This window comes from Streptomyces roseoverticillatus, from assembly GCF_000719265.1.
Classification (GTDB): Bacteria; Actinomycetota; Actinomycetes; order Streptomycetales; family Streptomycetaceae; genus Streptomyces; species Streptomyces roseoverticillatus.
On the sequence record NZ_JOFL01000016.1, the window covers coordinates 216,496 to 239,590 of the forward strand.

Below are 23,095 nucleotides of genomic sequence, written 5' to 3' on the forward strand. Positions count from 1 at the left end.
CGCACCCGCGAGGCGAGCCCGGTTCTTGACCCGGTTGCCGCCGTTTCCTTCACCCTCACGAGCGAGTGCCGCGCATATAAAACGACTCCATCGGAACGAATATCCGGAAAGTCGATAAATCATCATGAACCTCACCCCCCTCTCCCACGCCCGCCAGCCGCTGAAAATATCGACAGATCTCCACAAAAACCCGTTCGCCGCACCCCCACCCGCTCCGTACGCTCACGCCATGACCAGCGGCAGCGACAGCAGCAACAACGGCGGCGGCAAGAAGCGCCCCCTGGTGGCGATCCTCAGCGGCGCCGGCATCTCGACGGACTCCGGGATCCCGGACTACCGCGGCCCGAACGGCGTGTGGCGCCGCGACCCGGAGGCCGAGAAGCTCGTCACGTACGCGTACTACATGGCCGACCCGGAGATCCGCCGCCGCTCGTGGCGCATGCGGCGCGACGGACCCGCCCTGCGCGCCCGCCCGAACGCCGCCCACGAGGCCGTGGTGCGGCTGGAGCGGGCGGGCGTGCCCGTACGCGTCATCACGCAGAACGTCGACGGGCTGCACCAGATGGCGGGGATGCCGGAGCGGAAGGTCCTCGAACTGCACGGCACGGCGCGGGCGGTGCACTGCACCCGGTGCAAGGAGCGCTCCAGCATGGAGGCGGCGCTGGAGCGCGTGGCGGCGGGCGATCCGGATCCGGCGTGCGAGACGTGCGGCGGAATCCTGAAGTCGGCCACGGTGATGTTCGGCGAGGGCCTGGACCCGCAGGTGCTCGGCGAGGCCGTGGCCGTGACCAAGGCGTGCGAGGTGTTCATCGCGGTCGGCACGAGCCTCCAGGTGCACCCCGCCGCGTCACTGGCGGGGCTGGCGGCCGACCACGGCGCGCGGCTGATCATCGTCAATGCGGAGCCGACGCCGTACGACGAGCGGGCGGACGAGCTGGTGCGCGAGCCGATCGGGACGGCACTGCCGGTGCTGCTGGAGCGGATCGCCGCGGGGTAGCCGGACGGGCCGGCGAACCGGCGGACCGAGGGGCCGGCAGACCGACGGGCGTCAATGAAGAGTTGACAAGGGTTCGCCGTCAAGGAAAGCTTGACGTCATGATCAATTCGTCGCGGGCTGCGACCACCCCTACCCCGCAGCCCACCCTCGCCTACACCGCTCTCGCGCTGCTGCTCGGCGCCATCGCCCTGATCACGCTCGCCCTGTCGCTCGCCGAGAACCTCGGCACCCCGGCGTTCCTCGCGCTCACCAGCGCCGAACTCCTCCTCGTCGCGGGCATGGGCGCCCTCTTCGGGACGGTGAAGGTGCAGAGCACCTCCGACGCCGCGCAGCACCAGCGCGACGAGGCGACCCTCGACACCCTCGAGCCCCTGCACGAAGGGGGGCGGCGATGAGCGACGCCGCACGGCTCAGTCCGGACGAGGAGGCCCGCATCCGCGAGGGCATCGCGAGCGCGGTGCTCGGCGCCCCCCAGGGGCTCGCCGAGTCGCTGGAGCACGACCCGGAGGGCTATCTACGCCTGGTGGCCGCGACCCGGACCGGCGCCCAGGAGACGAGCCGGCTGCTGCGCGAGGCCGTGCAGGGCGCGCGGGCCGCGGGGCACAGCTGGGACACCATCGGCCGCTTGCTGGGCGTGAGCCGGCAGGCCGCGCAGCAGCGCTTCGCGGCCAAGGGTGCCGCGATGCCGAAGGGGTCTCCCGAGCGCCGGGTGCTCACTCCGCTGACCGCGTTCAACGAGATGGCCGCCCTCGCCGAGGCGGGCCTGGAGCGCTGGGAGCTGGTGGAGTTCGGCCCGCTGTACCACGCGGTGGTGGCGTCCGACCGGCGGTGGGAGTACCGCCGCGTCACGCTCGCGGTCGCCGGGCGCGGGCGGCGCATGAAGGCGGACGGCTGGACCGAGGTCGGCAACGGCTACTTCCCGTGGAGCTACTACAAGCGCCCCCTGAACGACGACTGACCGGAACACCGCCCACCGAGCGGAACGCCGCCCGCCTGTCAACAATGATTGACAGGCGGGGCTTTGTCATCCTAGGTTGACACCATGGCCGGAACGGATGCGAAGGACGCGGTCGGCACCACCGAGGCCGCCATGGACAGCGATCCCCATGTGGGACTGCACGCCGTCGCCGCGCTGCGGCGGCTCGTCGAGCGCCTGGAGGCGCTTCAGGTCGACAGCGCGCGACGGCAGGGCTGGTCCTGGGAGGAGATCGGCGCCGCGCTCGGGGTCAGCAGGCAGGCAGTGCACAAGAAACACGCCAGGAGGTAGGCATGTTCGAACGGTTCACCCTGGATGCGCGTGAGGCCGTCCTGCAGGCGCAGGAGGAGGCCCGCACGCTGGGCCACGCATGGATCGGCAGCGAGCACCTGCTGCTCGGCGTGCTCGGTCAGGCCGGCGCCCCCGTGGTCACCACGCTGGCCCGGTTCGGGGTCACGCCGGAGGGGTGCCGGAGCGCGCTGGCGCCCGCCGGCCCCCTCGGGGCGGGCGACGCGGAGGCGCTGCGCGCGTTCGGCATCGACCTGGAGGCCGTACGGGCCCGGGCGGAGGACACCTTCGGGCCCGGGGCGCTGGACCGGTCCGGGCCTCCCGAGGAGCGGTGGCGGATCCTGCCCTTCGGCCGGGGCCGCCGGGCCGAACCCCGCCGGAGGGTCCACGTCCCCTTCACGCCCCGCGCGAAGAAGGCCCTGGAGCGCTCGCTGCGCGAGGCCCACGCCCGCAAGGAGCGCCACATCGGCGCGGAACACGTCGCCCTGGGCGTCCTCGACCCGGACGACAAGGTGACGGCGGGCGTGCTGAGGAAGCTGGGGACCGACACCGTCACCGTACGGAACGGGATCCTGCAGGAGCTTCCCCGGGCGGCGTAGGCCCTTTTGGCGGATCGCGCCGAGCGCACCGGTTGCGGAGACAACGCATTCCGGCGGGCCCTCAGCGGTGCGGCGTACGGGGGCGTTTGCCTGCCCCCGACGGCAGGGCGACCGCATCGCGGCAACCGGGCCGTGCCGCCCGCCCGGGGCGGGCGTGGCTCCCCCCGGACCGTCCGGCCGGGGTCTACCCCCTCCGCAGCCTCCGCCACACCGCCTTCGCCGCGTGGTGCCCGCACATGCCGTGGACGCCCGGTCCCGGCGGGGTGGCCGAGGAGCACAGGAAGACGGCCGGGTGGGCCGTCGCGTACGGCACGCGGGCGAGCTTGGGGCGGATGATCAGGCGCAGGCCGGCCACGGAGCCGATGGCGAAGTCGCCGCCCACGTAGTTGGCATTGCGGGCGGCAAGCTGCGGGGGGCCGGCCGTGGCGCGGGCCAGGACCAGGTCGCGGAAGCCGGGCGCGAACCGCTCGATCTGCCGCTCGATCACCTCGGTGGCGTCGCCCTCCCAGCCGCTCGGCACGTGCCCGTACACCCAGAACGTGTGCTTGCCCTCGGGCGCACGGGTGGGGTCGGCGAGGCTGGGCTGGGCGGTGATGAGGAAGGGCACCGAGGGGTCGCGGCCGTGCAGCGCGGCGTCGAGGGCCGCGTCGATCTCGCCGTACGTCGGCCCGATGTGGACCGTCCCGGCGCGGCGCGCGGCCTCCGACGTCCAGGGCACGGGACCCGACAGCGCGTAATCGATCTTGAAGACGCTGGGGCCGTAGCGGTAGCCGTGGTAGGCGTTGCCGAGGCCGGCGATGCGTGCGAGCGCGGTGGGCGAAGTGTCGAACACATAGGCGCGGGCGGGTGGCAGGTCGTCCAGCCGCTTGACCTCGAAGCCGGTGTGCACGGTGCCGCCGTACGCGCGCAGGTACGAGGCGAGGGCGTCGGCGATGGCCTGGGAGCCGCCGCGCGGCACCGGCCAGCCGCCCGCGTGCGCGGCGAGCGCGAAGACCAGGGCCATGCCGCCCGTGCCGATGCCGGTGAGGGGGGAGATGCCGTGCGCGGCCAGCCCGGCGAACAGGGCCTGCGCCTTCTCGTCCCGGAAGCGGCGGGTCAGCAGGGCCGCGGGCTGGGCTCCCACCAAGCCGAACCGTGCGTAGAGGACGGGGTCACGCGGCGGCCCGTCCCACTGAGTGCGCAGGAAGTCCGCCGCGACGGTGTCCCACTTGCCGCGGAAGGGGGCCACGAGCCGGCGGTAGGCCCCGGCGTCGCGCGGGCCGAGCGAGTGCGCCGTCTCCCCCACGCTGTGGGAGAGGACGGCGGCCGTGCCGTCGGGGAAGGGGTGCGCCATGGGCAGCTCGGGGTGCACCCACTCCAGGCCGTGCCGGTCGAGCGGCATCGCGCGGAAGGCCGGGGAGCCGGCGCCGAGCGGGTGCACGGCGGAGCACGGGTCGTGCCGGAAGCCGGGGAGCGTGAGCTCCTCGGTCCGCGCGCCGCCGCCGACGGCGTCGGCGGCCTCGAAGACCTCCACCGACAGGCCGCGGCGGGCCAGCTCCACGGCGGCGGTGAGCCCGTTGGGCCCGGCGCCTACGACAACAGCGTCGAGCATGGTCGGCACCGGACGCCACTCCCCTCGTCCTCGAAAGGTCCCTGACCCGTCACCGGATCCGTCCTCGAACCCGTCACGGGATCCACCCTCGGACCGGTCCTCGGATCCGGCCTCGGGATCAGCCGGCGGACGCCAGCAGCCCCAGGATATGACGGAGCGTCGCCTCGTCCCGCGCGGCGGCGAACGGGAGCGCGTTGCCGCCGGCTATGCGGAAGGGCTCGCCGGCGACGGTCCCGCTCGCGCCGCCCGCCTCGGCGACGAGGAGCAGGCCCGCGGCGTGGTCCCAGGCGTTCTCCCAGCTGAAGGCGAGCCCGTCGATGTTGCCCCGGGCCACGTTCAGGTATTCGAGGCCGGCCGAGCCGCAGGGGCGCGGCGCGACGCCCTCCGTGGCGAGCGCCGCGAGGACGCGCTTCTGTTCGTCGTTGGTGAAGTCGTAGTGGGAGATCGCCACTTCGAGGACCTTGCCGGGGGCGGGCGAGCCGGCCTTCAGCGGCTCGCCGTTGAGCGCGGCCCCGGCGCCGCGGCGGGCGACGGCCATCAGGTCGAGCGCGGGCGCGTAGGTCCAGGAGGCGAGGAGCTCGCCGCGGTGGGCAAGGCAGACGAGGGTCGCGAAGCCGGGGTCGCCGTGCACGAACTGGCGGGTGCCGTCGACGGGGTCGACGATCCACACGGGCGCGTCGCCGCTGAGCGCGGCGAGCACACCCGCATCCGCGTGCACGGCCTCCTCGCCGACGACGACCGAACCGGGCAGCAGGGCGGTGAGCGAGGCCGTGAGGTGCTCCTCCGCGCGCCGGTCGGCGACCGTGACGAGGTCGTGCGGGCCGTTCTTCTCGACGATCTCGTCCGCGGCGAGCTGCCGGAAGCGGGGCACGATCTCGGCGGCGGCCGCCTTGCGCACCGCCTCCTCGACGTCGGTCAGGTCACCTGCGAGAAAGTCTTCGAGCATGCGTCCATCGAACCATGCCCCACCGACAACCAGTGGCGGCCCTGCGTCTCCGAGGCGTCCCCTCGGTGAACGCGGGCCCCCACGGCCTCACGGGCCCCACCGCCCCCGGCATCCGCTCAGCGGCCCACTGCGTACCCCTGCATGCCGCGCGGGTTGGCCGCCGCCGACAGCACGCCCGTCCGCGGGTCCCGGGCCACCGCGCACAGCCGCCCCTCCGACCACGCCTCCCCCACCGTCACCCGGTGGCCCCGCCGCCGCAGCTCCCCGATCGCGGTCTCGCCGAGGCGCCGTTCGACGACGACCGAGCCGGGCGCCATGGTGCGCGGGTGGAAGGAGCCGGGGAAGGACTCGTGGTGCCAGTTGGGGGCGTCGATCGCGCCCTGCAGGTCGAGGCCGCCGCGCACGGGCGGGCGCAGGGCGACGGCGAGGAAGAAGTGCAGCTGCCACTGGTCCTGCTGATCGCCGCCGGGCGTGCCGAAGGCGAGGACGGGCTCGCCGTCGCGCAGGGCCAGCGACGGCGTCAGGGTGGTGCGCGGCCGGCGTCCGGGGGTGAGGGAGTTGGGGAGCCCGGGTTCGAGCCAGGCCATCTGCAGCCGGGTGCCGAGGGGGAAGCCGAGCGAGGGGACGACGGGGTTGGACTGCAGCCAGCCGCCGCTGGGCGTCGCCGAGATCATGTTGCCCCAGCGGTCGACGACGTCGAGGTGGCAGGTATCGCCGCGGGTCGCGCCGCTGACGGTGACGGTCGGCTCGCCCGCGCCCGGCGCCGGCGCCGGGGCGGTGCTCTCCGCGGCGGCGACGGCGTGCCGGGCCAGCCGCGGGCTGCGGCCCCCGGGGCCGCCGGGGCGCAGCTCGTACGAGGCGAGGTCGCCGATCAGGGCGCGGCGGGCGGCGTTGTAGCCCGCGGAGAGCAGGTCCTTCAGGGGGACGTCGGCGGCGTCGCCGTACCAGGCCTCGCGGTCGGCCATGGCGAGCTTGCTGCCTTCGATGAGGGTGTGGACGTACTCGGGGGTGCCGTACTCCGGCGGGCCGTCGAGCAGAGCGAGCTGCTGCAGCAGGACCGGCCCCTGCGACCACGGGCCGGGCTTGCAGACCGTCCAGCCGTTCCAGTCGTGGCGGGCCGGCTCCTCGTATCCGGCCCGGAAGGCGGCGAGGTCGTCGCCGGTGAGGGGCGCGGCGTGGCGTTCGCCGGAGGTGTCGAGGGTCGGGCGGGCCGCGGCGGCGACAAGGGCCTCGGCGACGAAGCCCTCGCGCCACACGCGGCGGGCCGCGTCGATGCGCTGCTCGCGGCTGCCGCCGGCGGCTTCGGCCTCGGCGATCAGGCGGCGCCAGGTGGCGGCGAGCGCGGGGTTGCGCAGGAGCGTGCCGGGGGCCGGCGGGCGGCCGCCGGGCAGGTAGACCTCGGCCGAGGACGTCCACTCGGTCTCGAAGATCCGCCGGACGGTGGCCACGGTCCGGCCGATGGCCTCGACGGGGGCGTGGCCGTGCTCGGCGTAGCCGATGGCGTACGACAGGAGGTCGGCGAGCGGCTTGGTGCCGTGGTCGCGCAGGAGCAGCATCCAGGCGTCGAACGCGCCCGGGACGGCGGCCGCCAGGGGGCCGGTGCCGGGGACGAGGTCGAGGCCGAGCGAGGTGTAGTGCTCGATGGTCGCGCCGCGCGGCGCCGGCCCCTGCCCGGCGAGGACCTGCACCGGACCGCCGGCCGGCGCGAACACCGCCGGCACCTCCCCGGCCGGCCCGTTCATGTGCGGCTCGACGACGTGCAGGACGAAGCCCGCCGCGACCGCCGCGTCGAAGGCGTTGCCGCCGCTCTCCAGGACAGCCATCGCGGACTGCGACGCGAGCCAGTGGGTGGACGACACCATGCCGAAGGTGCCCTGCAGGGTGGGCCGGGTGGTGAACATGGCGTCCATGACGTCAGACCCGACCGCCGGTGCGCAAGGGCTCACGGGTGCGCCGCGGGGGCGGCACGGCGACCCGCGGGACGGCGTTACGGTTGATCCGTCGCCGGACGGCAGTGCCGGCCTGGGAAGAGAAGCTGGAGGAGGCGCCGTGCACGGTGAATACAAGGTGCCGGGCGGCAAACTCGTCGTCGTCGACCTGGATGTCGAGTCCGCCGCGCAGGGAGAGGTGCTGCACGGCGTACGCGTGGCCGGGGACTTCTTCCTCGAACCCGACGAGGCGCTCCTCGACATCAACCGCGCCCTGGAGGGCGCGCCCGCCGACCTGACCGCCCCGCAGCTCGCGGCGCGCATCGACGCCGCGCTGCCCGAGGGCACGGTGATGTTCGGCTTCACCTCCGAGGCCGTGGGCATCGCCGTCCGCCGCGCCCTGGCGAACGCCACCGACTGGCACCACTACGACTGGCAGCTGATCCACGACGGCCCCCAGTCCCCCGCCCTGCACATGGCCCTCGACGAGGTCCTGACGGCCGAGGTGGCGGCCGGCCGGCGACCGCCGACGCTGCGCGTGTGGGAGTGGGCCTCCCCGGCCGTGGTCATCGGCAGCTTCCAGTCCCTGCGCAACGAAGTGGACGTGGAGTCCGCCGACCGTCATGGCATGACGGTCGTCCGGCGTATCAGTGGTGGCGGGGCCATGTTCGTAGAGCCCCAAAGCACGATCACCTACTCGCTCTACGTACCGGACTCTCTCGTACAAGGGCTGTCCTTCGCCGACAGCTACGCCTACCTCGACGACTGGGTGCTGGCCGCCCTCGGGGACATGGGCGTCAAAGCCTGGTATCAGCCGCTGAACGACATCGCCACCGACGCCGGCAAGATCGCCGGTGCCGCACAGAAACGAATGGTCGGCGAGAACGGTGCGGTGCTGCACCACGTGACGATGGCCTACGACATCGACGCGGACAAGATGCTCGAGGTGCTGCGCATCGGACGGGAAAAGCTGTCGGACAAGGGGACCAAGAGTGCCAAGAAGCGGGTCGATCCGCTTCGCCGGCAGACGGGGCTTCCTCGCAACGACGTCATTGATCGCATGATCGCCTCCTTCCGGAACCGCTACGGCTGCTCGGTCGGCGAGGTGACCGAGCAGGAGCTGAGCCGTGCGCAAGAACTTGCACGGACCAAGTTCAGCTCCCACGAGTGGACTGCTCGCGTTCCCTAGAGGACTGCTCGCGTTCCCCAGAGGAAGCCCGGCCGCCCTCTCAGCGGCCGGGTTCGTCGTCGCGGGTGCCGAGGAGGCCGGTGCGGGTGACGATGACGGCTGCCTGAAAGCGGCTCTCGGCTCCGAGACGTTCGAGGATGTCGGCGACGTGACGGCGGACGGTGCGCAGGGACATGCCCAGGCGGCGGGCGATGGTCTCGTCCTTGAGGCCGGCTGCGAGCAGTTTCAGCAGGGTGGTGTCAATGTCGCGGGCCGCCTGTCCGAACCCTTCGGCGCCGAGGGAGTTGGGGTCGACGAATGCGGTGGCGTGAGTCCACGCCTGTTCGAAGATGCCGCGGAGGTAGGCGATGAGATGGGGCTCTCGGACGACGACGGCGCCGGAGGTGGTGGTGTCGGTGGGCAGGAACGCGACGGTGTCGTCGAAGACGATGAGGCGCCCGAAAAGTTCGTGGGCCGTGCGGTATTCGCCGCCCAGGGCCGTGGCGGCGGCGATGTAGGCCCGGGTCGGGGCGTGGAAGCGGACGACGTGCTGCTGAAGGGTACGCATGCGGACGCCGCGTTCGAGGAGGGCGCGGTCGCGAACCAGAGCCGGTTCGAGGTTGGCGGGGTTGCGGGAGACGTCGCCGGGCTGGCAGGCGATGACCTCGTACCGGCAGCGGGCCGCCTCCTGCTCCAGCAGTGAGTTGACCGCCGCGAGATCGGGCAGCACCGTCACGGCGTCCAGGCCGGCGCCGGGGGCATCGGGGCGGGCGGGACGGGTGACCCGGTGGACGTCCGCGCGCAGGGCGGCCAGGCGCTGCTGATGGGCGGCGGTCTCGACGGCGATACGGGCCTCAGTCTCGGCGGTGAGGCTCTCCAGGGCCTCCTGCGCGGGCAGGGCGCGGCCCTGGAAGGGGTCGGCCGGATCGCGGCGGACCAGATGACGCCGGATCAGCCGGGCCAGTGCGATGCCGGCTTCCTGCACGTCGGCGCCGAGGGCTTGCGCCAGGACAGCGGGATCCAGGGAGCCGTGCACGCGGACGTGGTCATAGACCCGCCGGTCCATCACATCGTCGCCGCTGCGAACACCGGGGCCGTACGGAAGCGGGGTGCATCCGCCGCGTCCCGTGGACGGCTTCGGACCCCCCGGCCCCGGCACGCCCCGACCGCCCACCGCGTCCGTTTCGAGCACTTCCTCCCCCTGTCCCCTGATGAAACTGACACTTTAATGACAGGCAACGCACCTGGCCGCAAAGGGGGTATGCGGGAAAGAATCATGAAACCGGCAGCGATGACACCACCGCTCAAAGGATCGCGTTGTGAACCGTCTTCTCCGCACCACCGCCGGCGCCGTCACGGCCTTGGCCGCCCTGTGCGCCCTTGCGGCCCCCGCCATCGCCGGCGAGTCGCCGGAGCGCATGCCGGCGAGCGGCCAAGGGGAACCGACGGCCACCCGCGGGTCGTTGCACGACCCTTCCAAGGCGCACGAGATCTCCTTCGCCAACACCTCCTGGGGCAACTGCCGGCCCATCCCCGGCAGGGAGTGCAAGAAGCGCACCCTCGTGCACGGCGACAGCGCCCCGGCCGGGGCGGCGGACCCCGCGGGGACGGGTCGGCGAGGGAGCGTGGCCGCGTAGGCCGCCGACCGCGTCGAGGCCTGGCCGAACAGGCGTTGGGCCGCGATCTCGCACAGCGCGCGAGCATCGACGACTCCCTGCAGGTCAACGACGGCCGGCGATCCGTGATCCACCTCGGCACCGGGTCCCCCGGCGTCGGACCGCCATGTCCATAGATAGGAACGGAAATCGCCGATGACGCATCCGACACCCGCCAAGAGGCTGGGCCGGCGCCTGGGGGCACTGCTGCTCTCCGTCCTGGCCACCTGCACCCTCGTGCAAGTCACCTCCACCGCGCCCGCGCAGGCGTTCCCGGCCAACTGGTGGGGACGGGAGGACTGGGACGTGACAGGCATGTCCGAGGGAGACCCGGCAGCCGGTTCCTACTACAGCAGAATGGTGGACGGAATCCGGCGGAAGGCCAGCACGGGAGGGAACACTCCTGGAATATTCCGGACCGGGAATGACGGCAGGAACTACATCGAGGTGATGGTCTGGGATCACCAGGACAAACAGAATCCCCACCGCATCTCCCTCTACATTCGCGCCTCGAACCTCTACCTCGACGGTTTCACCATCGAGGGACGGAACTACAGGTTCAAGGAATCCCCGAACGCCATGATTGAGGGATTCAGCATGGCACACCCCGAAGGTGACCAGCATTGGCAAATGCTGGACTACACGGGCGATTACACGTCAGGCGGGCTCCAGGCCAACGATAAGACGCGCGGCAGCATTTCATACAAGCCGCAGAGCCTCAAGAAGGACCTGACGAAGCTGACCGGCATCCGAGGGGCGGGCAACGATCCGGACATAAAGAAGTCCCTGGCATCCATCATCGGGGCAACTTCCGAATCGGCACGTTTCGGCTGGATCCAGACCAGGATTGCCACCACGCTCACTCGCGGCGGCATGCCGAACGGCGCCCACACCATCGAACCGTGGGGAGCCGAACTGGAAAACAATTGGAGCAAGCTCTCCAAGCTCGTCAACAACCTGGAGAACGGCCGGCCCGGGAATCCCGTGTCGATCCGTATCGGCGGTGATGTCGATACGTACGCAACGCTCCGCGATATCACCGACGGAGACCAGGGAAAGCCCAGGCTCACTCCGCTGCTCACCTTGGGCAGCGCCGGGCAGTAGACCCTACGGGTGACGGACATCGCCCCTCTGGTTTCCGCGCCTTCGCGGTGACGGAAACCAGAGGGCAAGTGCGTGCTCGACCCCGGCCCTTGGCCATGCACGAGGCGCCGCGAGCCGGCCGGCCCTGTTCATCCCAGCACGGGGATCAGATGCTCGCCGTACGCGTCGATCGTCGCCTCCTTCGCGTCGTGCATGGCGTAGACCGCGAACTGGTCCACGCCCAGCTCCCGCAGATGCTCCAGGCGTTCACGGTGGGCCGCGACGGGGCCCAGGAGGCAGAAGCGGTCCACGATCTCGTCGGGGACGAAGTCGGTGGAGGGGTTTCCGGCGCGGCCGTGGTGGCTGTAGTCGTAGCCGTGGCGCTGTTTGATGTAGGCGGTGAGGGCTTCGGGGACCATGCCGGAGTGTTCGCCGTAGCGGTCGACGAGGTCGGCCACGTGGTTGCCGACCATACCGCCGAACCAGCGGCACTGCTCGCGGGCGTGGGCGAGGTCGTCGCCCACGTAGGCGGGGGCGGCGACGCAGATGCTGACCGCGGCCGGGTCGCGGCCGGCCTCGGCGGCCGCCTCCCGCACGTGTTTGATCATCCATTCGGTGAGGAACGGGTCGGCGAGCTGGAGGATGAAGCCGTCGGCCTCCTGGCCGGCGAGGGCGAGGGCCTTGGGGCCGTAGGCGGCCATCCAGACGGGGAGCTTGCCGTCGCGGATCCAGGGGATGCGCAGGGGCGTGCCGCCGACGTCGGCCTCGCGGCCCTCGGCGAGGTCGCGGATGACGCGGATGGACTCCCGCAGCGACGCGAGGGTGTTGGGCTTGCGGCCGGCCACGCGCATCGCGGAGTCGCCGCGGCCGATGCCGCACACCGTGCGGTTGCCGTACATGTCGTTGAGGGTGGCGAAGGTGGAGGCCGTGACCTCGGGGGTGCGGGTGGAGGGGTTGGTGACCATAGGCCCCACGACGAGCCGCTCGGTGTGCTCCAGGATGCGGCTGTAGATGACGAACGGCTCCTGCCAGAGCACGGTGGAGTCGAATGTCCAGCCGTAGCGGAAGCCGGAGCGCTCGGCCCGGCGCATCAGGTCGACGACGGCGGTGGCGGGCGGGTCTGCTTGCAGGACGAGGCCGAAGTCCACGGCGGTGCTCCTCACTTCATGCGTGTGCGTCGTTGCGCAGGTGCGTGCGTGATTACGCCAGGTACTGGCAGGTGGTGCGGGGGACGTAGCGGCCGTGCCCGGCCCGCCCGGTGAACGTGTACTGGTCGATGACCACCTCGCCGCGGGAGAGGACCGTCTCGACCCGGCCCGTGACGCGCTTGCCCTCGTAGGCGGAGTAGTCGACGTTCATGTGATGGGTGGCGGCCGAGAGGGTCTGCTCGGCGTGCGGGTCGTAGACGACGATGTCGGCGTCGCCGCCGGGGACGATGGAGCCCTTGTGCGGGGCGAGGCCGAACATGCGGGCGGGGGCGGCGCAGGCGATCTCGATCCAGCGACGGCGGGTGATGTGACCGTCGACCACGGCCTGATGGAGGAGGTCCATCCGGTTCTCGATGCCGGGCAGGCCGTTGGGGATCTTCGAGAAGTCGCCGCGGCCGAGCTCCTTCTGGCCCGAGAAGCAGAAGGGGCAGTGGTCGGTGGAGACGACCTGGAGGTCGTCGGTGCGCAGGCCGCGCCAGAGGGCGGCCTGGTGCTCGCGGGGACGCAGCGGGGTGGAGCAGACGTACTTCGCGCCCTCGAAGTCCGGCTCGGCGAGGTTGTCGGTGGACAGGAAAAGGTACTGCGGGCAGGTTTCGCCGAAGACGGGCAGGCCCTTGTCGCGGGCCTGGACGAGCTCGGCGACGGCTTCCTCGGCGGAGACGTGCACGACGTACAGGGGGCTGCCGGCGACGCGGGCGAGCTGGATCGCCCGGTGGGTGGCCTCGGCCTCCAGCAGGGCCTTGCGGACCTCGCCGTGATAGCGGGGGTCGGTGCGGCCCGCGGCGAGGGCCTGTTCGACGAGGACGTCGATGGCGATGCCGTTCTCGGCGTGCATCATGATCAGTCCGCCGTTGCCGGCGGCGCGCTGCATGGCGCGCAGGATCTGCCCGTCGTCGCTGTAGAAGACGCCGGGGTAGGCCATGAAGAGCTTGAAGGAGGTGACTCCTTCGGAGACGAGGAGGTCCATCTCCTTCAGAGTGCTCTCGTTCACGTCGGAGAGGATCATGTGGAAGGCGTAGTCGACGGCGCAGCGGCCGTCGGCCTTGGCGTGCCAGCGGTCGAGGCCTTCGCGCAGGGCCTGGCCGCGGCTCTGGACGGCGAAGTCGACGATGGTGGTGGTGCCGCCCCAGGCGGCGGCGCGGGTGCCGGTCTCGAAGTCGTCGGAGGAGGCGGTGCCGCCGAAGGGGAGGTCGAGGTGCGTGTGGGCGTCGACGCCGCCGGGGATGACGTACTTCCCGGTGGCGTCCAGGGTGCGGTCGGCGTGCCAGCCCTGGGCGAAGGCGCTGCCGGGCGCGGCGAGGGCCGCGACCTTGCCGTCCTCGACGAGGACGTCGGCGTGGGTCTCCTCGGCGGCGGTGATGACGAGGCCGCCGCGGATGGCCGTGGTGGTCATGGCCGTTCCTTTCCCGCGATGGTGAACTGCACCTGGCGCAGCACGGATTCGATGACGGCCGCGCCCTCCTCCGCTTCGGCGACGGTGAGGGAGAGCGGCGGGGCGATGCGCAGGACGTTGGCCTCGCGGCCGCCCTTGCCGATCAGCAGGCCTTCCTCCCTGGCCAGTTCGAGGGCGAGGGAGGCTGCTTCGGGTGAGGGTGATCCGTCGTGCTCGACGAGCTCGATGCCGGTCATCAGGCCGCGGCCGCGCACCTCGCGGACGACGGGGAAGCCGGCGGTGATGGCGCGGAGCCGCTCGATGAGCAGGCCGCCGACCCGGCGGGCGTTGCCCTGGAGGTCGTGTTCGAGGAGGTGGGTGAGGTTGGCGAGGCCGGCGGCCATGGTGACGGGGCTGCCGCCGAAGGTGGAGATGGAGTTGGCGTCGAGGCAGTTCATGACCTCGGCGCGGGCGACGACGCCGCCGATCGACATGCCGTTGCCGATGCCCTTGGCGAAGGTGAGGAGGTCGGGCGGGCCGTGCTCGGCGTGCGCCTGCCAGCCCCAGAAGTGGTCGCCGGTGCGGCCCCAGCCGGTCTGCACCTCGTCGGTGATCCAGAGGATGCCGTGCTCGGCGAGGACCTCGCGGAAGGCGGCGTAGAGGCCGTCGGGCGGGGCGGTGAACCCGCCGACGCCCTGGACGGGTTCGGCGATCAGCGCCGCCACCCGGCCGTGGGTCTGGCCGAGCATGTCCCTCAGGTCGGCGACGCAGGCGGAGACGAAGCCGGAGTCGGACAGGTGGGCGTAGGGGCCGGAGCCGCGGATCCCGCCGTGGACGTAGAGCGTCTGGAGCGGGGAGAGGCTGGTGGGCGACCAGGAGGAGTTGCCGGTGATGCCCACGGCGGAGAAGGAGCGGCCGTGGTAGCTGTTGCGCATCGCCAGGATCTGGTTGGAGCGGCGGTACGAGGTGGCGAGCAGGAGGGCGGTGTCGTTGGCCTCGGTGCCGGAGGTGGTGAAGAAGACGCGGGCGTCGGGGATGCCGGAGAGGGCGGCGATGCGCTCGGCGAGCTCGACCATGTGCCGGTCGAGGTAGAGGGTGGAGGTGTGCAGGATGCGGCCGGCCTGGTCGGCGACGGCTTTGGTGACCTCGGGCAGGGCGTGGGCGGTCATCGTGGTGAGGATGCCGCCGAAGAAGTCGAGGTAGCGCCGGCCCTGGGCGTCCCAGACGTGGCGACCCTCGCCGTGGGTGAGCTCCAGCGGCTCGCGGTAGTAGAGGGTGAGCCACTCGGGCATCACGGCGCGGTGCCGGGCGTGCAGGCGGGTGGCCGGCGAGCCGCCGGGGCCGCTCGCGGGGGTCATGGCCGGACCAGCCCGTCGTACGCGTCGGGCCGGCGGTCGCGGTAGAAGGCCCACTGCTGCCGCACCTCGTCGATGAGGCCGAGGTCCAGGTCGCGGACGACCAGTTCCTCCTTGGTGTCGCTGGCCACGTCGCCGACGAACTGGCCGCGGGGGTCGACGAAGTAGGACGTGCCGTAGAAGTCGTTGTCGCCGTACTCCTCCTGGCCGACGCGGTTGATGGCCGCGATGTAGTACGCGTTGGCGACGGCGGCTGCGGGCTGCTCCAGCTTCCAGAGGTGGGCCGAGAGGCCGCGAGAGGTGGCGGAGGGGTTGTAGACGAGCTGGGCGCCGTTGAGGCCGAGCTGGCGCCAGCCCTCGGGGAAGTGGCGGTCGTAGCAGATGTAGACGCCGACCTTGCCGACGGCCGTGTCGAAGACGGGCCAGCCGAGGTTGCCCGGCGCGAAGTAGTACTTCTCCCAGAAGCCCTTGACCTGGGGGATGTGGTGCTTGCGGTACTTGCCGAGATAGCTGCCGTCGGCGTCGATGACGGCCGCGGTGTTGTAGTAGAAGCCGGGGCCCTCGGTCTCGAAGACGGGCACGACGATCACCATGCCCGTCTCGCGGGCCAGGTCCTGCATGCGGCGGACCGTGGGCCCGTCGGGGACGGGCTCGGCCCAGCGGTAGTGCTCGCTCTCCTGGACCTGGCAGAAGTAGGGGGCGTTGAAGACCTCTTGGAAGCCGATCACCTTGGCACCCCGGGCGGCGGCCGCGCGGGCGTGCTCCTCGTGCTTGGCGAGCATGGATTCGGTGTCGCCGGTCCAGGTGGCCTGGACCAGAGCGGCGCGGACGACATTGGCCATGATCTGCTCCTTCACGGGGGCGCCGGCCAGGCTGATCGGCCTGGCTGACACGCGTAGATCCACGTGTGGTTGCGACCGTAGGGCGCGGCACGCCGCGCGGCAAGACCATCGATCGTCCTGTGGATAACTCGCCCCGCTCAAAACCACACAGAAAAACTTGCAAGTTTGCCTGTTCATATTTACGGTGGAGGCATGCCCGACAACGAAGCCGGCCAGCCGTCCGGCAAAGATCAGGGACGCACGGACCAGGAACGCACGGACCAGGAACGCACCGCTGCCGACCTGGCCGCGACGGTCTCGCAGCTCATGCGCCGCCTGCGCGTGGCATCGCCGCAGGGCGCGCTCACCCCCTCCCAGCGCACCGTCCTCGGCCGTCTCGCCAACGGCGGGCCCGCCACCACCGCGGAGCTGGCCCGCGCGGAGCTCGTCCGCCCGCAGTCCATGCGCGTCATCGTCGCCAAGCTGGAGGAGCTGGAGCTGGTCACCCGCACCCCGCACCCCACGGACGGGCGCCAGGTGCTGTTCTCCCTCACGGAGTACGGCGTGGAGGCCGTCGCCTCCGTGCGCCACTCCAAGCACGCCTGGCTCGCCGATGCCATCGCCCACCGGCTCTCCCCGGAGGAGCAGCGGGCCCTCGCCGACGCCACCCGCCTGCTCCAGCGCCTGGTGGAGGAGTGAAAGCCTCAAGGGCACGGGCTGCCTTAAGGGCACCCCACCGCACCCGGGACACCGGCACCGACGAGGGCTTCGGCGCCCGCCTGATGACGCCGCTGCTCCTCGGCGCCGTCCTCAACCCCCTCAACAGCACCATGATCGCCACAGGCCTGGTGGCGATCGGCCGCGACTTCGGCGCCGGGCCTTCCGGCACCGGATGGCTGCTGTCCTCCCTCTACCTCGCCAGCGCCGTCGGCCAGCCCGTGATGGGCCGCCTCGCCGACTCCCTCGGCCCCCGCCGCGTCTTCCTCGCGGGCCTCGTCCTCGTCTGCGCCGCCGGCCTGCTCGGCACGCTCGCACCCGGCTTCGGATGGCTGATCGCCGCCCGCGTCCTGCTGGGCCTCGGCACGTCGGCCGCGTACCCGGCCGCGATGGCGATGCTGCGGGCCGAGTCCCTGCGCACCGGCCGTCCCGCGCCCCGCCCCGTGATGGGCCGCCTCTCGCTCGCCGCCCTCGGCAGCGCGGCCCTCGGCCCCACCCTGGGCGGGCTCCTCACCGCGACCACGGGCTGGCGGGGCATCTTCGCCGTCAACGTCCCCCTGGCCCTCCTCGCGCTCGCGGCCGCCCTGCCGTGGCTCCCGCACGACCGGCAGCGCCCGGCCGGCGGCGGGCCCCGCCCCGTACGGCAGGCGCAGGACCCAAGCGGCCCGGCACCGTCCCGGCCCGCCCTCCTGCGCACCTACCTGCGCCACGGGCTCGCCTACCTGTCCATCTACTCCGCCCTCTACGGATACTCCCAATGGCTGGAGGAGGCCCACGGCTACACCTCCTTCCAGACCGGCCTGGTCATGCTGCCGATGTCCCTCGCGGCCGCGGCCTGCTCGCTGCTCAGCACCCGTACGAAGGGCCTCCGCGCCCCGCTCACCACGGCCGCCGCGCTGCTCGCCGCGGGCAGCGGCGTCCTGGTCGCCGCCACCGGCGGCACCCCGCTCGCCGCGCTGCTCATCGCCTCCGCGCTCTTCGGCGTCCCCCAGGGCCTGTTCTCCACCGGCAACCAGGCCGCCGTCTACGCCCAGGCCCGGCCCGACCGCGTCGGGTCCGCGGCCGGGCTGCAGCGCACCGCCCAGTACGCGAGCGCGATGGCCGCCACCGGCCTGCTCGCGCTCTGCTTCGGACAGCAGGCCGGCGACGCCGGACTCCACCGGCTCGCCGCCGTCACCGGCGTGCTGAGCCTGCTGCTGCTCGCCCTCACCGCCACCGACCGCGCCCTGCGCGCACCCACCCGCAACAGCCCCCGGAAACGGAGCCCACAGCCATGCCCCTCACCACGCTCGACGACACCACCGCCCTCGTCCTGATCGACCTCCAGAAGGGCATCGTCGCCCTCCCCACCGCCCACCCCTCCGAGGAGGTCGTCGAACGCGGCGCCCGCCTGGCCGCCGCCTTCCGCGACCGCGGCCTGCCGGTCGTCCTCGTCCGGGTCGTCGGCGCCGCGCCCGGCCGCTCCGAGGCACCCCTGCGCAGCGGGGAGCTCCCGGCCGACTTCGCCGAACTGGTGCCCGAACTCGGCCGCGCGGAGAGCGACATCGTGGTCACCAAGCACACCTGGGGCGCCTTCCACGCCACCGACCTCGACCTCCAGCTGCGCCGCCGCGGCGTCACCCAGATCGTTCTCGCGGGCATCGCGACCGGCGCGGGCGTGGAGTCCACCGCCCGCGCCGCCCACGAGCACGGCTACCACGTCACGGTCGTGACCGACGCGGTCACCGACCCCGACCCGGAGGTGCACCGCATCGCCGTCGAGAAGATCTTCCCGCGCCTCGCGGAGACCGGCACGACGGACGAGGTCGTCAAGCTGCTGGGCTGACCGCCCTTCACTCCCCGCCGCCGGGACCTCACCACACCCAGTCCGCCGCCGCGAACCACCCCACGACCGCGGCGGCGGTCAGGGAGTATCCCAGGAGCCCGTAGAGGGCGCCCCGGTGGTGGTAGTGCTCCGCCCGCACCGGGTCGCCGCCCCGCACCGTCCAGCGCCAGGAGGCCACTGTGCCCATCACCGCCAGCAGCACGTAGGCCAGGGTGAGCAGGTGGAGCCAGTCGAGGAGCGTGAGCCCCACGCTGCTGGTCACCACGGCACTGACCTGCTGCATGTTCAGCATGACGACGAAGAGCCCGCCCCCGAGCAGCCCCAGCCTGCTTTGCAGGGAGTCCAGCCGCTCGCCCATGGCGATTTCCTCGCTGTGCGAGGGCAGCAGGAAAGTGGCGGTGGCGACGAGCACCATGAGGTACAGCGGGCCGGTCAGCTTCAGGAAGGCGGTGGGGTCGTCGCGCTCCAGGCCGATCCGGATGCGCACCTGGCTGTGCGTGACGCCCGTTCCCGGCCGGAGGGAAGGGTCGCCGAAGTTCGTGGGAAAGCGGTGCTCCGTGGCGATCAGCCGGAAGCCGGTGATGCGCCAGCCGGACGGGGCGACGCCCTCGCTGACGGCGGAGTTGGCGTTGTCGGGCACGAACCGGAACTCCTCCAGCGGCCGGCCGGCGCTGACCACCACCTCGATCCGCTGCCGGTCGAAGGGAAAGGCCCGCGCGTCCCAGTTCTGCCGGAACGTTCCCTGGAGGAGCATGACGTCCCGGAAGCCGCCCGGATGGACGGTCACCACCGGGTCTCCCTTCTCCGGGTCGCTGACATTGCTGAACGAGGCCTTGGGCAGCGGGTCCAGGTCGCGCTCCGGGCACACGGACCACAGACGGAACCGCGCGGCGAAGGTGTGCTTCGCGGGCTCGATGTCGTACAGGTCGCTGAGATAGGCGCCCAGCGTGCACGTGGGCACGCCGGCGGCCTGGGACGCACGCGCCGCCGGTGCCGTCAGCAGCCACCACACCGCGCCCGCCAGCACCGTCAGGAGGGCCAGGACGGCCGGCAGGGCCCTCCCGGGGCCGGACCGTCCCCCGCACTCCCCCGCAGCCATATGTCAGTCGTGGCCCGGGCCCCGGCGACCCAACCGGCGGCCCGGACCGATACACCCGTGTGAGTGAGGCGCACGCCCTCAGCGGGTGGGAGCGCGCCCGCTCGGCCGCACCACCATCGCCGAGCCTCCGCCGCGCCGGATCCGCTCGGCGGCGGCCACCCAGCGGCCGTCCGGCAGCCGCTGCACGCCGGTCGCCGCGCCGATCTCGGGGTTGGGCTTGAAGACGTGCCCGATGCGCTCCAGCCGGCCGCGCAACGGGCTGTCCCACAAGGCCGGTTCCAGCTCCGTGGCCGCCGCGTTGCGCTGGCTCGCGCGCGGCGCGGCGATCGCGTCGACGAGGGGCATCCCGCGGTCGACGTGGTTGAGGAGGGTCTGCAGCGCCGTGGTGATGATCGTCGCGCCGCCGGGCGAACCGAGGGCGAACGCCGGCCGCCCGTGGTCGAGGACGATCGTGGGCGACAGCGACGAGCGCGGGCGCTTGCCCGGGCCCGGCAGGTTGGGATCGTGGACGCCCGGCGTGACGGGGACGAAGGAGAAGTCCGTCAGCTCGTTGTTGAGCAGGAAGCCGCGGCCCGGGACCGTGATGCCGCTGCCGCCGGTCTGCTCGATGGTGAGCGTGTACGCGACGACGTTGCCCCACTTGTCGGCGACCGTCAGATGGCTGGTGTGCTCGCCCTCGTACGGGGTGGGCGCGGCCTTGCCGTGCGCGCCGCAGGGCACCGGGCGGCGCGGGTCGCCCGGCGCGAGCGGGCTCTTCAGCACGGCGTCGTCCTTGACGAGGCAGGCGCGGGCGTCGGCGAACCGCTGGGAGGTGAGCGCCCCGGCCGGTACGTCCTCGAAGGCCGGGTCGCCGACCCAGCGGTTGCGGTCGGCGAAGGCGATCCGGCTCGCCTCGATGTAACGGTGCAGGTACGTCTTCTCGTCGGCCTTCGAAAGGTCGCCCCTCTCCAGGATGTTGAGGGCCTCGGCGACCGTGGTGCCGCCGGAGGACGAGGGCCCGATGCCGTAGACGTCGAGTCCTCGGTACGACGTACGCGTCGGTGCCTGGCGCTTCGCCCCGTACGCGCGCAGGTCCCGCTCGGTCAGGTCGCCGGGGCGGGCGACGCGCCCGGAGGCGGGGTCGACAGGGGGCTTGCGCACGGTCCGGACGATGTCGCGGCCGAGCTCGCCCCGGTAGAGGGCGCCCACACCGCGCTCGCCGAGCAGGGCGTAGGTCCGGGCGAGGTCGGGGTTCTTGAGCGTGCTGCCGACGGCGGGCGGGGCGCCGCCGGGCAGGAACAGCTTCGCCGTGGCCGGGAAGTCCTTGAAGCGGGACTGGTTGTCGGCGGTCTGCTGACGGAACGTGGCGTCGACGGTGAAGCCGGAGCGGGCGATGCGCTCAGCGGGCTTCAGCACCTGGGCGAGGGAGCGGCTGCCCCATGTGCGCAGGGCGGTGTCCCAGGTGGCCGGGGTGCCCGGCGTGCCGACGCTCAGGCCGCTGGTGACGGCGTCGGCGAAGGGGACGGGCTTGCCGTTCTCCAGGAAGAGGTTCTTGTCCGCGCTCAGAGGGGCGCGTTCGCGGCCGTCGATGGTGGAGACCTGGTGCCGCTTCGCGTCGTAGTGGACGAAGTAGCCGCCCCCGCCGATGCCCGCGGAGTACGGCTCGGTGACACCGAGGGCGGCGGCGGTGGCCACGGCGGCGTCGACGGCGTTGCCGCCCTTGCGGAGCACTTCGATGCCGGCGGCCGAGGCGTCGGCATCGACGCTGGCCACGGCGCCGCCGTAGCCGGCGGCGACGGGGGTCTTGGCGGGCGTGCGGCCCACCCCCGCGGCCGGCCCGCCGGCCGGGGCGGCGGTGGCCGGGAGGGCGCCGAGCCCTACGACCAGGGAGGCCGTCGCGGCGAGCACGGGCAGCCGCCGGCGCGGGGGTTTCGTTCTCGGACGGGCCATCACTGCCTCCAAGGGGACGAACGGGCCCCGGAGCCTACCCCCGCCGAGACGGCGCGCAACCCCACGGGACGCAACCGGAGGCACGGGCGCCGCCCGTACCGACACGGAAACCGCACGCCGGTTTCCCTCCGCTGCCACGGCGCTCACTCCCCACCGAACGCAACCGGCGGCACCGAACCAGCCTCAGACCGTACGGCACCGCCGGACACCGCCGCCGTAGCGGGCCACCGTTGCGGCGGAGGTTGGTGTCCGGCCCGGCCCGAAGCGAACCCGCACGCCGCACTCCCTCGTACGGCACCGCCGGACACCGCCGCCGTAGCGGGCCACCGTTGCGGCGGAGGTTGGTGTCCGGCCCGGCCCGAAACGAACCCGCACGCCGCACTCCCTCGTACGGCACCGCCGGACACCGCCGCCGTAGCGGGCCACCGTCGCGGCGGAGGGCAGGTGCGGCACCGCCGCCGAACTACCCCCGACGCGACGGCGGTCAGCCCCCACCGAACGCAACCGGCGGCGCCGAACCGGCCTCAGACCGTACGGCACCGCCGAATACCGCCGCCGTGGCGGACAAGCAGGGGGCACCCCACGCTCACCCGCCTGAAGCGGGTGTCAGCGGCCGCGGGCCGCCGACGTCACCGGGACGGACATGGCCGCCTCGCCCTTCGCGTTGGGGTGGAAGGGGGCCGCCGGGTTCTCCGGCTGGGCGCCCTCGATCCAGCGGTCCGCCGCCGGCTTGCACACGTCGTGGCCGACGGTCGGCTTGTAGGTGTCGGCGAAGCGGACGCCGGCCTTGCGGGCCTCGCCCTGCAGCATCGTGTTGAGCTTCTTCTCGGTGTCCCGCAGGTAGGGGACGTCGCCCGCGGCGATCGGCACGGACGGGAAGCACCCGGTGCCGTCCTCCGGCATGATCGCCGGGTAGCCGACGAGGACGACGCGGGCCTGCGGCGCGCGCTTGTGCACGTCCTTCAGCACCAAGGCGACCTTGGGCGCCGCGCCGGCGATGCGGGCGGTGAGCTGGTCGGCGCCGCCCTCGGTGAACTTCGCGCGGCAGGGTGCGCCGGCCGGGTCGGTGGGGGACAGCTGGGCGCAGGTGCCGATGATGTCGCCGAAGCCGATGTCGTTGCCGCCGATGCCGAGCGTGACGAGGCGGGTGTTGCTGCCGAGCGCGTTGAGCTGGGGCGCGTTGTCGCCCTGGGCGCGCCACATGTCGTCGGTCGTGGCGCCGCTGCAGCTGACGTCCTTGAAGGACGTGTGGTGCAGGGCCTTCGCGGTGAGCGCCGGGTAGTTGACGCTGGAGCGGGCGCAGTCGCCGCCGGTCTGCTCGGGGATGCCGGGGCCGGAGGTGTAGGAGTCGCCGAGGGCGACGTAGCGCGCGCCGCCGGAGGGGGTGGCGGCTGCTCCTTCCGCGCCCTCCGCCGTCGCGGTGCCGGCCGCCCCCGCCGCCAGGGCCGCGGCCGCGCCGAGCGCAGCCAGTCCCTTGCCGTACCGCCCACCACGTCCATGCGCGTGTGCCACTGATGCCTCCGTGCTGTGTGCTGTTG

Annotated in this window: 22 protein-coding genes; 11 read left to right on the forward strand and 11 right to left on the reverse strand. The window is 72.7% G+C overall.

Annotated elements, in window-relative coordinates; translation table 11 throughout:
* Positions 1 to 229: 229 nt before the first annotated feature.
* The 5 genes from IF61_RS0120020 (at position 230) to IF61_RS0120040 (ending at position 2,860) form a co-directional block, all read left to right on the forward strand.
* The gene (locus tag IF61_RS0120020; protein ID WP_052392848.1) at positions 230 to 997 is read left to right on the forward strand and encodes an SIR2 family NAD-dependent protein deacylase; all 768 of its coding nucleotides are present in this window, start codon (positions 230 to 232) and stop codon (positions 995 to 997) included.
* A 98-nt stretch (positions 998 to 1,095) separates the two neighbouring features.
* Positions 1,096 to 1,392 carry a hypothetical protein gene (locus IF61_RS0120025; protein WP_030367831.1) on the forward strand — a complete coding sequence of 99 codons (297 nt, stop codon included), beginning with the start codon at positions 1,096 to 1,098 and terminating at the stop codon, positions 1,390 to 1,392.
* Positions 1,389 to 1,955 carry a hypothetical protein gene (locus IF61_RS0120030; protein ID WP_052392849.1) on the forward strand — a complete coding sequence of 189 codons (567 nt, stop codon included), beginning with the start codon at positions 1,389 to 1,391 and terminating at the stop codon, positions 1,953 to 1,955. The genes IF61_RS0120025 and IF61_RS0120030 overlap by 4 nt, the downstream gene beginning before the upstream one ends.
* 84 nt (positions 1,956 to 2,039) lie before the next feature.
* Positions 2,040 to 2,264 (forward strand): AsnC family protein, encoded by a 225-nt coding sequence (locus tag IF61_RS32465; protein WP_043189849.1) that lies wholly within the window; start codon positions 2,040 to 2,042, stop codon positions 2,262 to 2,264.
* A gap of 2 nt (positions 2,265 to 2,266) precedes the next feature.
* Positions 2,267 to 2,860, forward strand: a complete 594-nt coding sequence (locus tag IF61_RS0120040; protein WP_030367833.1) for a Clp protease N-terminal domain-containing protein — start codon at positions 2,267 to 2,269, stop codon at positions 2,858 to 2,860.
* Positions 2,861 to 3,044: 184 nt separating this feature from the next.
* Here the strand turns inward: IF61_RS0120040 and IF61_RS0120045 are convergent, their stop codons facing one another.
* From IF61_RS0120045 to IF61_RS0120055, 3 genes are all read right to left on the reverse strand, one after another.
* A complete protein-coding gene (locus IF61_RS0120045) occupies positions 3,045 to 4,460 on the reverse strand; it encodes a phytoene desaturase family protein (protein WP_030367834.1) in 1,416 nt (471 codons plus the stop codon).
* A gap of 109 nt (positions 4,461 to 4,569) precedes the next feature.
* Positions 4,570 to 5,397 (reverse strand): inositol monophosphatase family protein, encoded by an 828-nt coding sequence (locus IF61_RS0120050; RefSeq protein WP_030367835.1) that lies wholly within the window; start codon positions 5,395 to 5,397, stop codon positions 4,570 to 4,572.
* A 116-nt stretch (positions 5,398 to 5,513) separates the two neighbouring features.
* Complete coding sequence (locus tag IF61_RS0120055) at positions 5,514 to 7,298, reverse strand: gamma-glutamyltransferase family protein (protein ID WP_030367836.1); 1,785 nt, start codon at positions 7,296 to 7,298, stop codon at positions 5,514 to 5,516.
* Positions 7,299 to 7,446: 148 nt separating this feature from the next.
* Here IF61_RS0120055 and lplAB point away from each other — a divergent pair, with 148 nt between their 5' ends.
* On the forward strand, positions 7,447 to 8,514 hold the full coding sequence (gene lplAB, locus IF61_RS0120060) for a lipoate-protein ligase LplAB (RefSeq protein ID WP_030367837.1): 1,068 nt from the start codon (positions 7,447 to 7,449) through the stop codon (positions 8,512 to 8,514).
* Between the two features lie 40 nt (positions 8,515 to 8,554).
* Here the strand turns inward: lplAB and IF61_RS0120065 are convergent, their stop codons facing one another.
* Positions 8,555 to 9,529, reverse strand: a complete 975-nt coding sequence (locus tag IF61_RS0120065; RefSeq protein WP_157848635.1) for a LuxR C-terminal-related transcriptional regulator — start codon at positions 9,527 to 9,529, stop codon at positions 8,555 to 8,557.
* A 283-nt stretch (positions 9,530 to 9,812) separates the two neighbouring features.
* On the opposite strand from IF61_RS0120065, the gene IF61_RS0120070 reads away from it, so the two are divergent.
* Positions 9,813 to 10,130, forward strand: coding sequence for a hypothetical protein (locus tag IF61_RS0120070; protein ID WP_030367839.1), 318 nt, complete (start codon positions 9,813 to 9,815; stop codon positions 10,128 to 10,130).
* Between the two features lie 174 nt (positions 10,131 to 10,304).
* Positions 10,305 to 11,252: a ribosome-inactivating family protein gene (locus IF61_RS0120075; RefSeq protein WP_030367840.1), complete on the forward strand. Its 948-nt coding sequence runs from the start codon at positions 10,305 to 10,307 to the stop codon at positions 11,250 to 11,252.
* Between the two features lie 128 nt (positions 11,253 to 11,380).
* Here the strand turns inward: IF61_RS0120075 and IF61_RS0120080 are convergent, their stop codons facing one another.
* Genes IF61_RS0120080 through IF61_RS0120095 form a run of 4 tightly spaced genes read right to left on the reverse strand, consistent with a single transcriptional unit; the run spans position 11,381 to position 16,008 of the window.
* Positions 11,381 to 12,379: a TIGR03842 family LLM class F420-dependent oxidoreductase gene (locus IF61_RS0120080; RefSeq protein WP_030367841.1), complete on the reverse strand. Its 999-nt coding sequence runs from the start codon at positions 12,377 to 12,379 to the stop codon at positions 11,381 to 11,383.
* Between the two features lie 52 nt (positions 12,380 to 12,431).
* Positions 12,432 to 13,832 carry a dihydropyrimidinase gene (gene hydA, locus IF61_RS0120085; RefSeq protein ID WP_030367842.1) on the reverse strand — a complete coding sequence of 467 codons (1,401 nt, stop codon included), beginning with the start codon at positions 13,830 to 13,832 and terminating at the stop codon, positions 12,432 to 12,434.
* Positions 13,829 to 15,169 (reverse strand): aspartate aminotransferase family protein, encoded by a 1,341-nt coding sequence (locus tag IF61_RS0120090; protein WP_030367843.1) that lies wholly within the window; start codon positions 15,167 to 15,169, stop codon positions 13,829 to 13,831. Before IF61_RS0120090 ends, hydA begins: the two co-directional genes overlap by 4 nt.
* Positions 15,166 to 16,008 (reverse strand): nitrilase-related carbon-nitrogen hydrolase, encoded by an 843-nt coding sequence (locus IF61_RS0120095; RefSeq protein WP_030367844.1) that lies wholly within the window; start codon positions 16,006 to 16,008, stop codon positions 15,166 to 15,168. Before IF61_RS0120095 ends, IF61_RS0120090 begins: the two co-directional genes overlap by 4 nt.
* Before the next feature lie 192 nt (positions 16,009 to 16,200).
* On the opposite strand from IF61_RS0120095, the gene IF61_RS0120100 reads away from it, so the two are divergent.
* From IF61_RS0120100 to IF61_RS0120110, 3 genes are all read left to right on the forward strand, one after another.
* On the forward strand, positions 16,201 to 16,686 hold the full coding sequence (locus IF61_RS0120100; RefSeq protein ID WP_030367845.1) for a MarR family transcriptional regulator: 486 nt from the start codon (positions 16,201 to 16,203) through the stop codon (positions 16,684 to 16,686).
* A gap of 83 nt (positions 16,687 to 16,769) precedes the next feature.
* Complete coding sequence (locus IF61_RS0120105) at positions 16,770 to 18,020, forward strand: MFS transporter (protein ID WP_078660350.1); 1,251 nt, start codon at positions 16,770 to 16,772, stop codon at positions 18,018 to 18,020.
* A complete protein-coding gene (locus tag IF61_RS0120110) occupies positions 17,978 to 18,529 on the forward strand; it encodes an isochorismatase family protein (RefSeq protein WP_030367847.1) in 552 nt (183 codons plus the stop codon). Before IF61_RS0120105 ends, IF61_RS0120110 begins: the two co-directional genes overlap by 43 nt.
* Before the next feature lie 28 nt (positions 18,530 to 18,557).
* On the opposite strand, the gene IF61_RS0120115 is transcribed toward IF61_RS0120110, so the two are convergent.
* From IF61_RS0120115 to IF61_RS0120125, 3 genes are all read right to left on the reverse strand, one after another.
* Entirely contained in the window at positions 18,558 to 19,628 is a 1,071-nt protein-coding gene (locus IF61_RS0120115; protein ID WP_030367848.1) for a ligand-gated ion channel, read from the reverse strand.
* A 78-nt stretch (positions 19,629 to 19,706) separates the two neighbouring features.
* A complete protein-coding gene (gene ggt / locus IF61_RS0120120) occupies positions 19,707 to 21,557 on the reverse strand; it encodes a gamma-glutamyltransferase (RefSeq protein ID WP_052392851.1) in 1,851 nt (616 codons plus the stop codon).
* Between the two features lie 606 nt (positions 21,558 to 22,163).
* Positions 22,164 to 23,069, reverse strand: coding sequence for an SGNH/GDSL hydrolase family protein (locus IF61_RS0120125; protein WP_030367850.1), 906 nt, complete (start codon positions 23,067 to 23,069; stop codon positions 22,164 to 22,166).
* Positions 23,070 to 23,095: the final 26 nt, after the last annotated feature.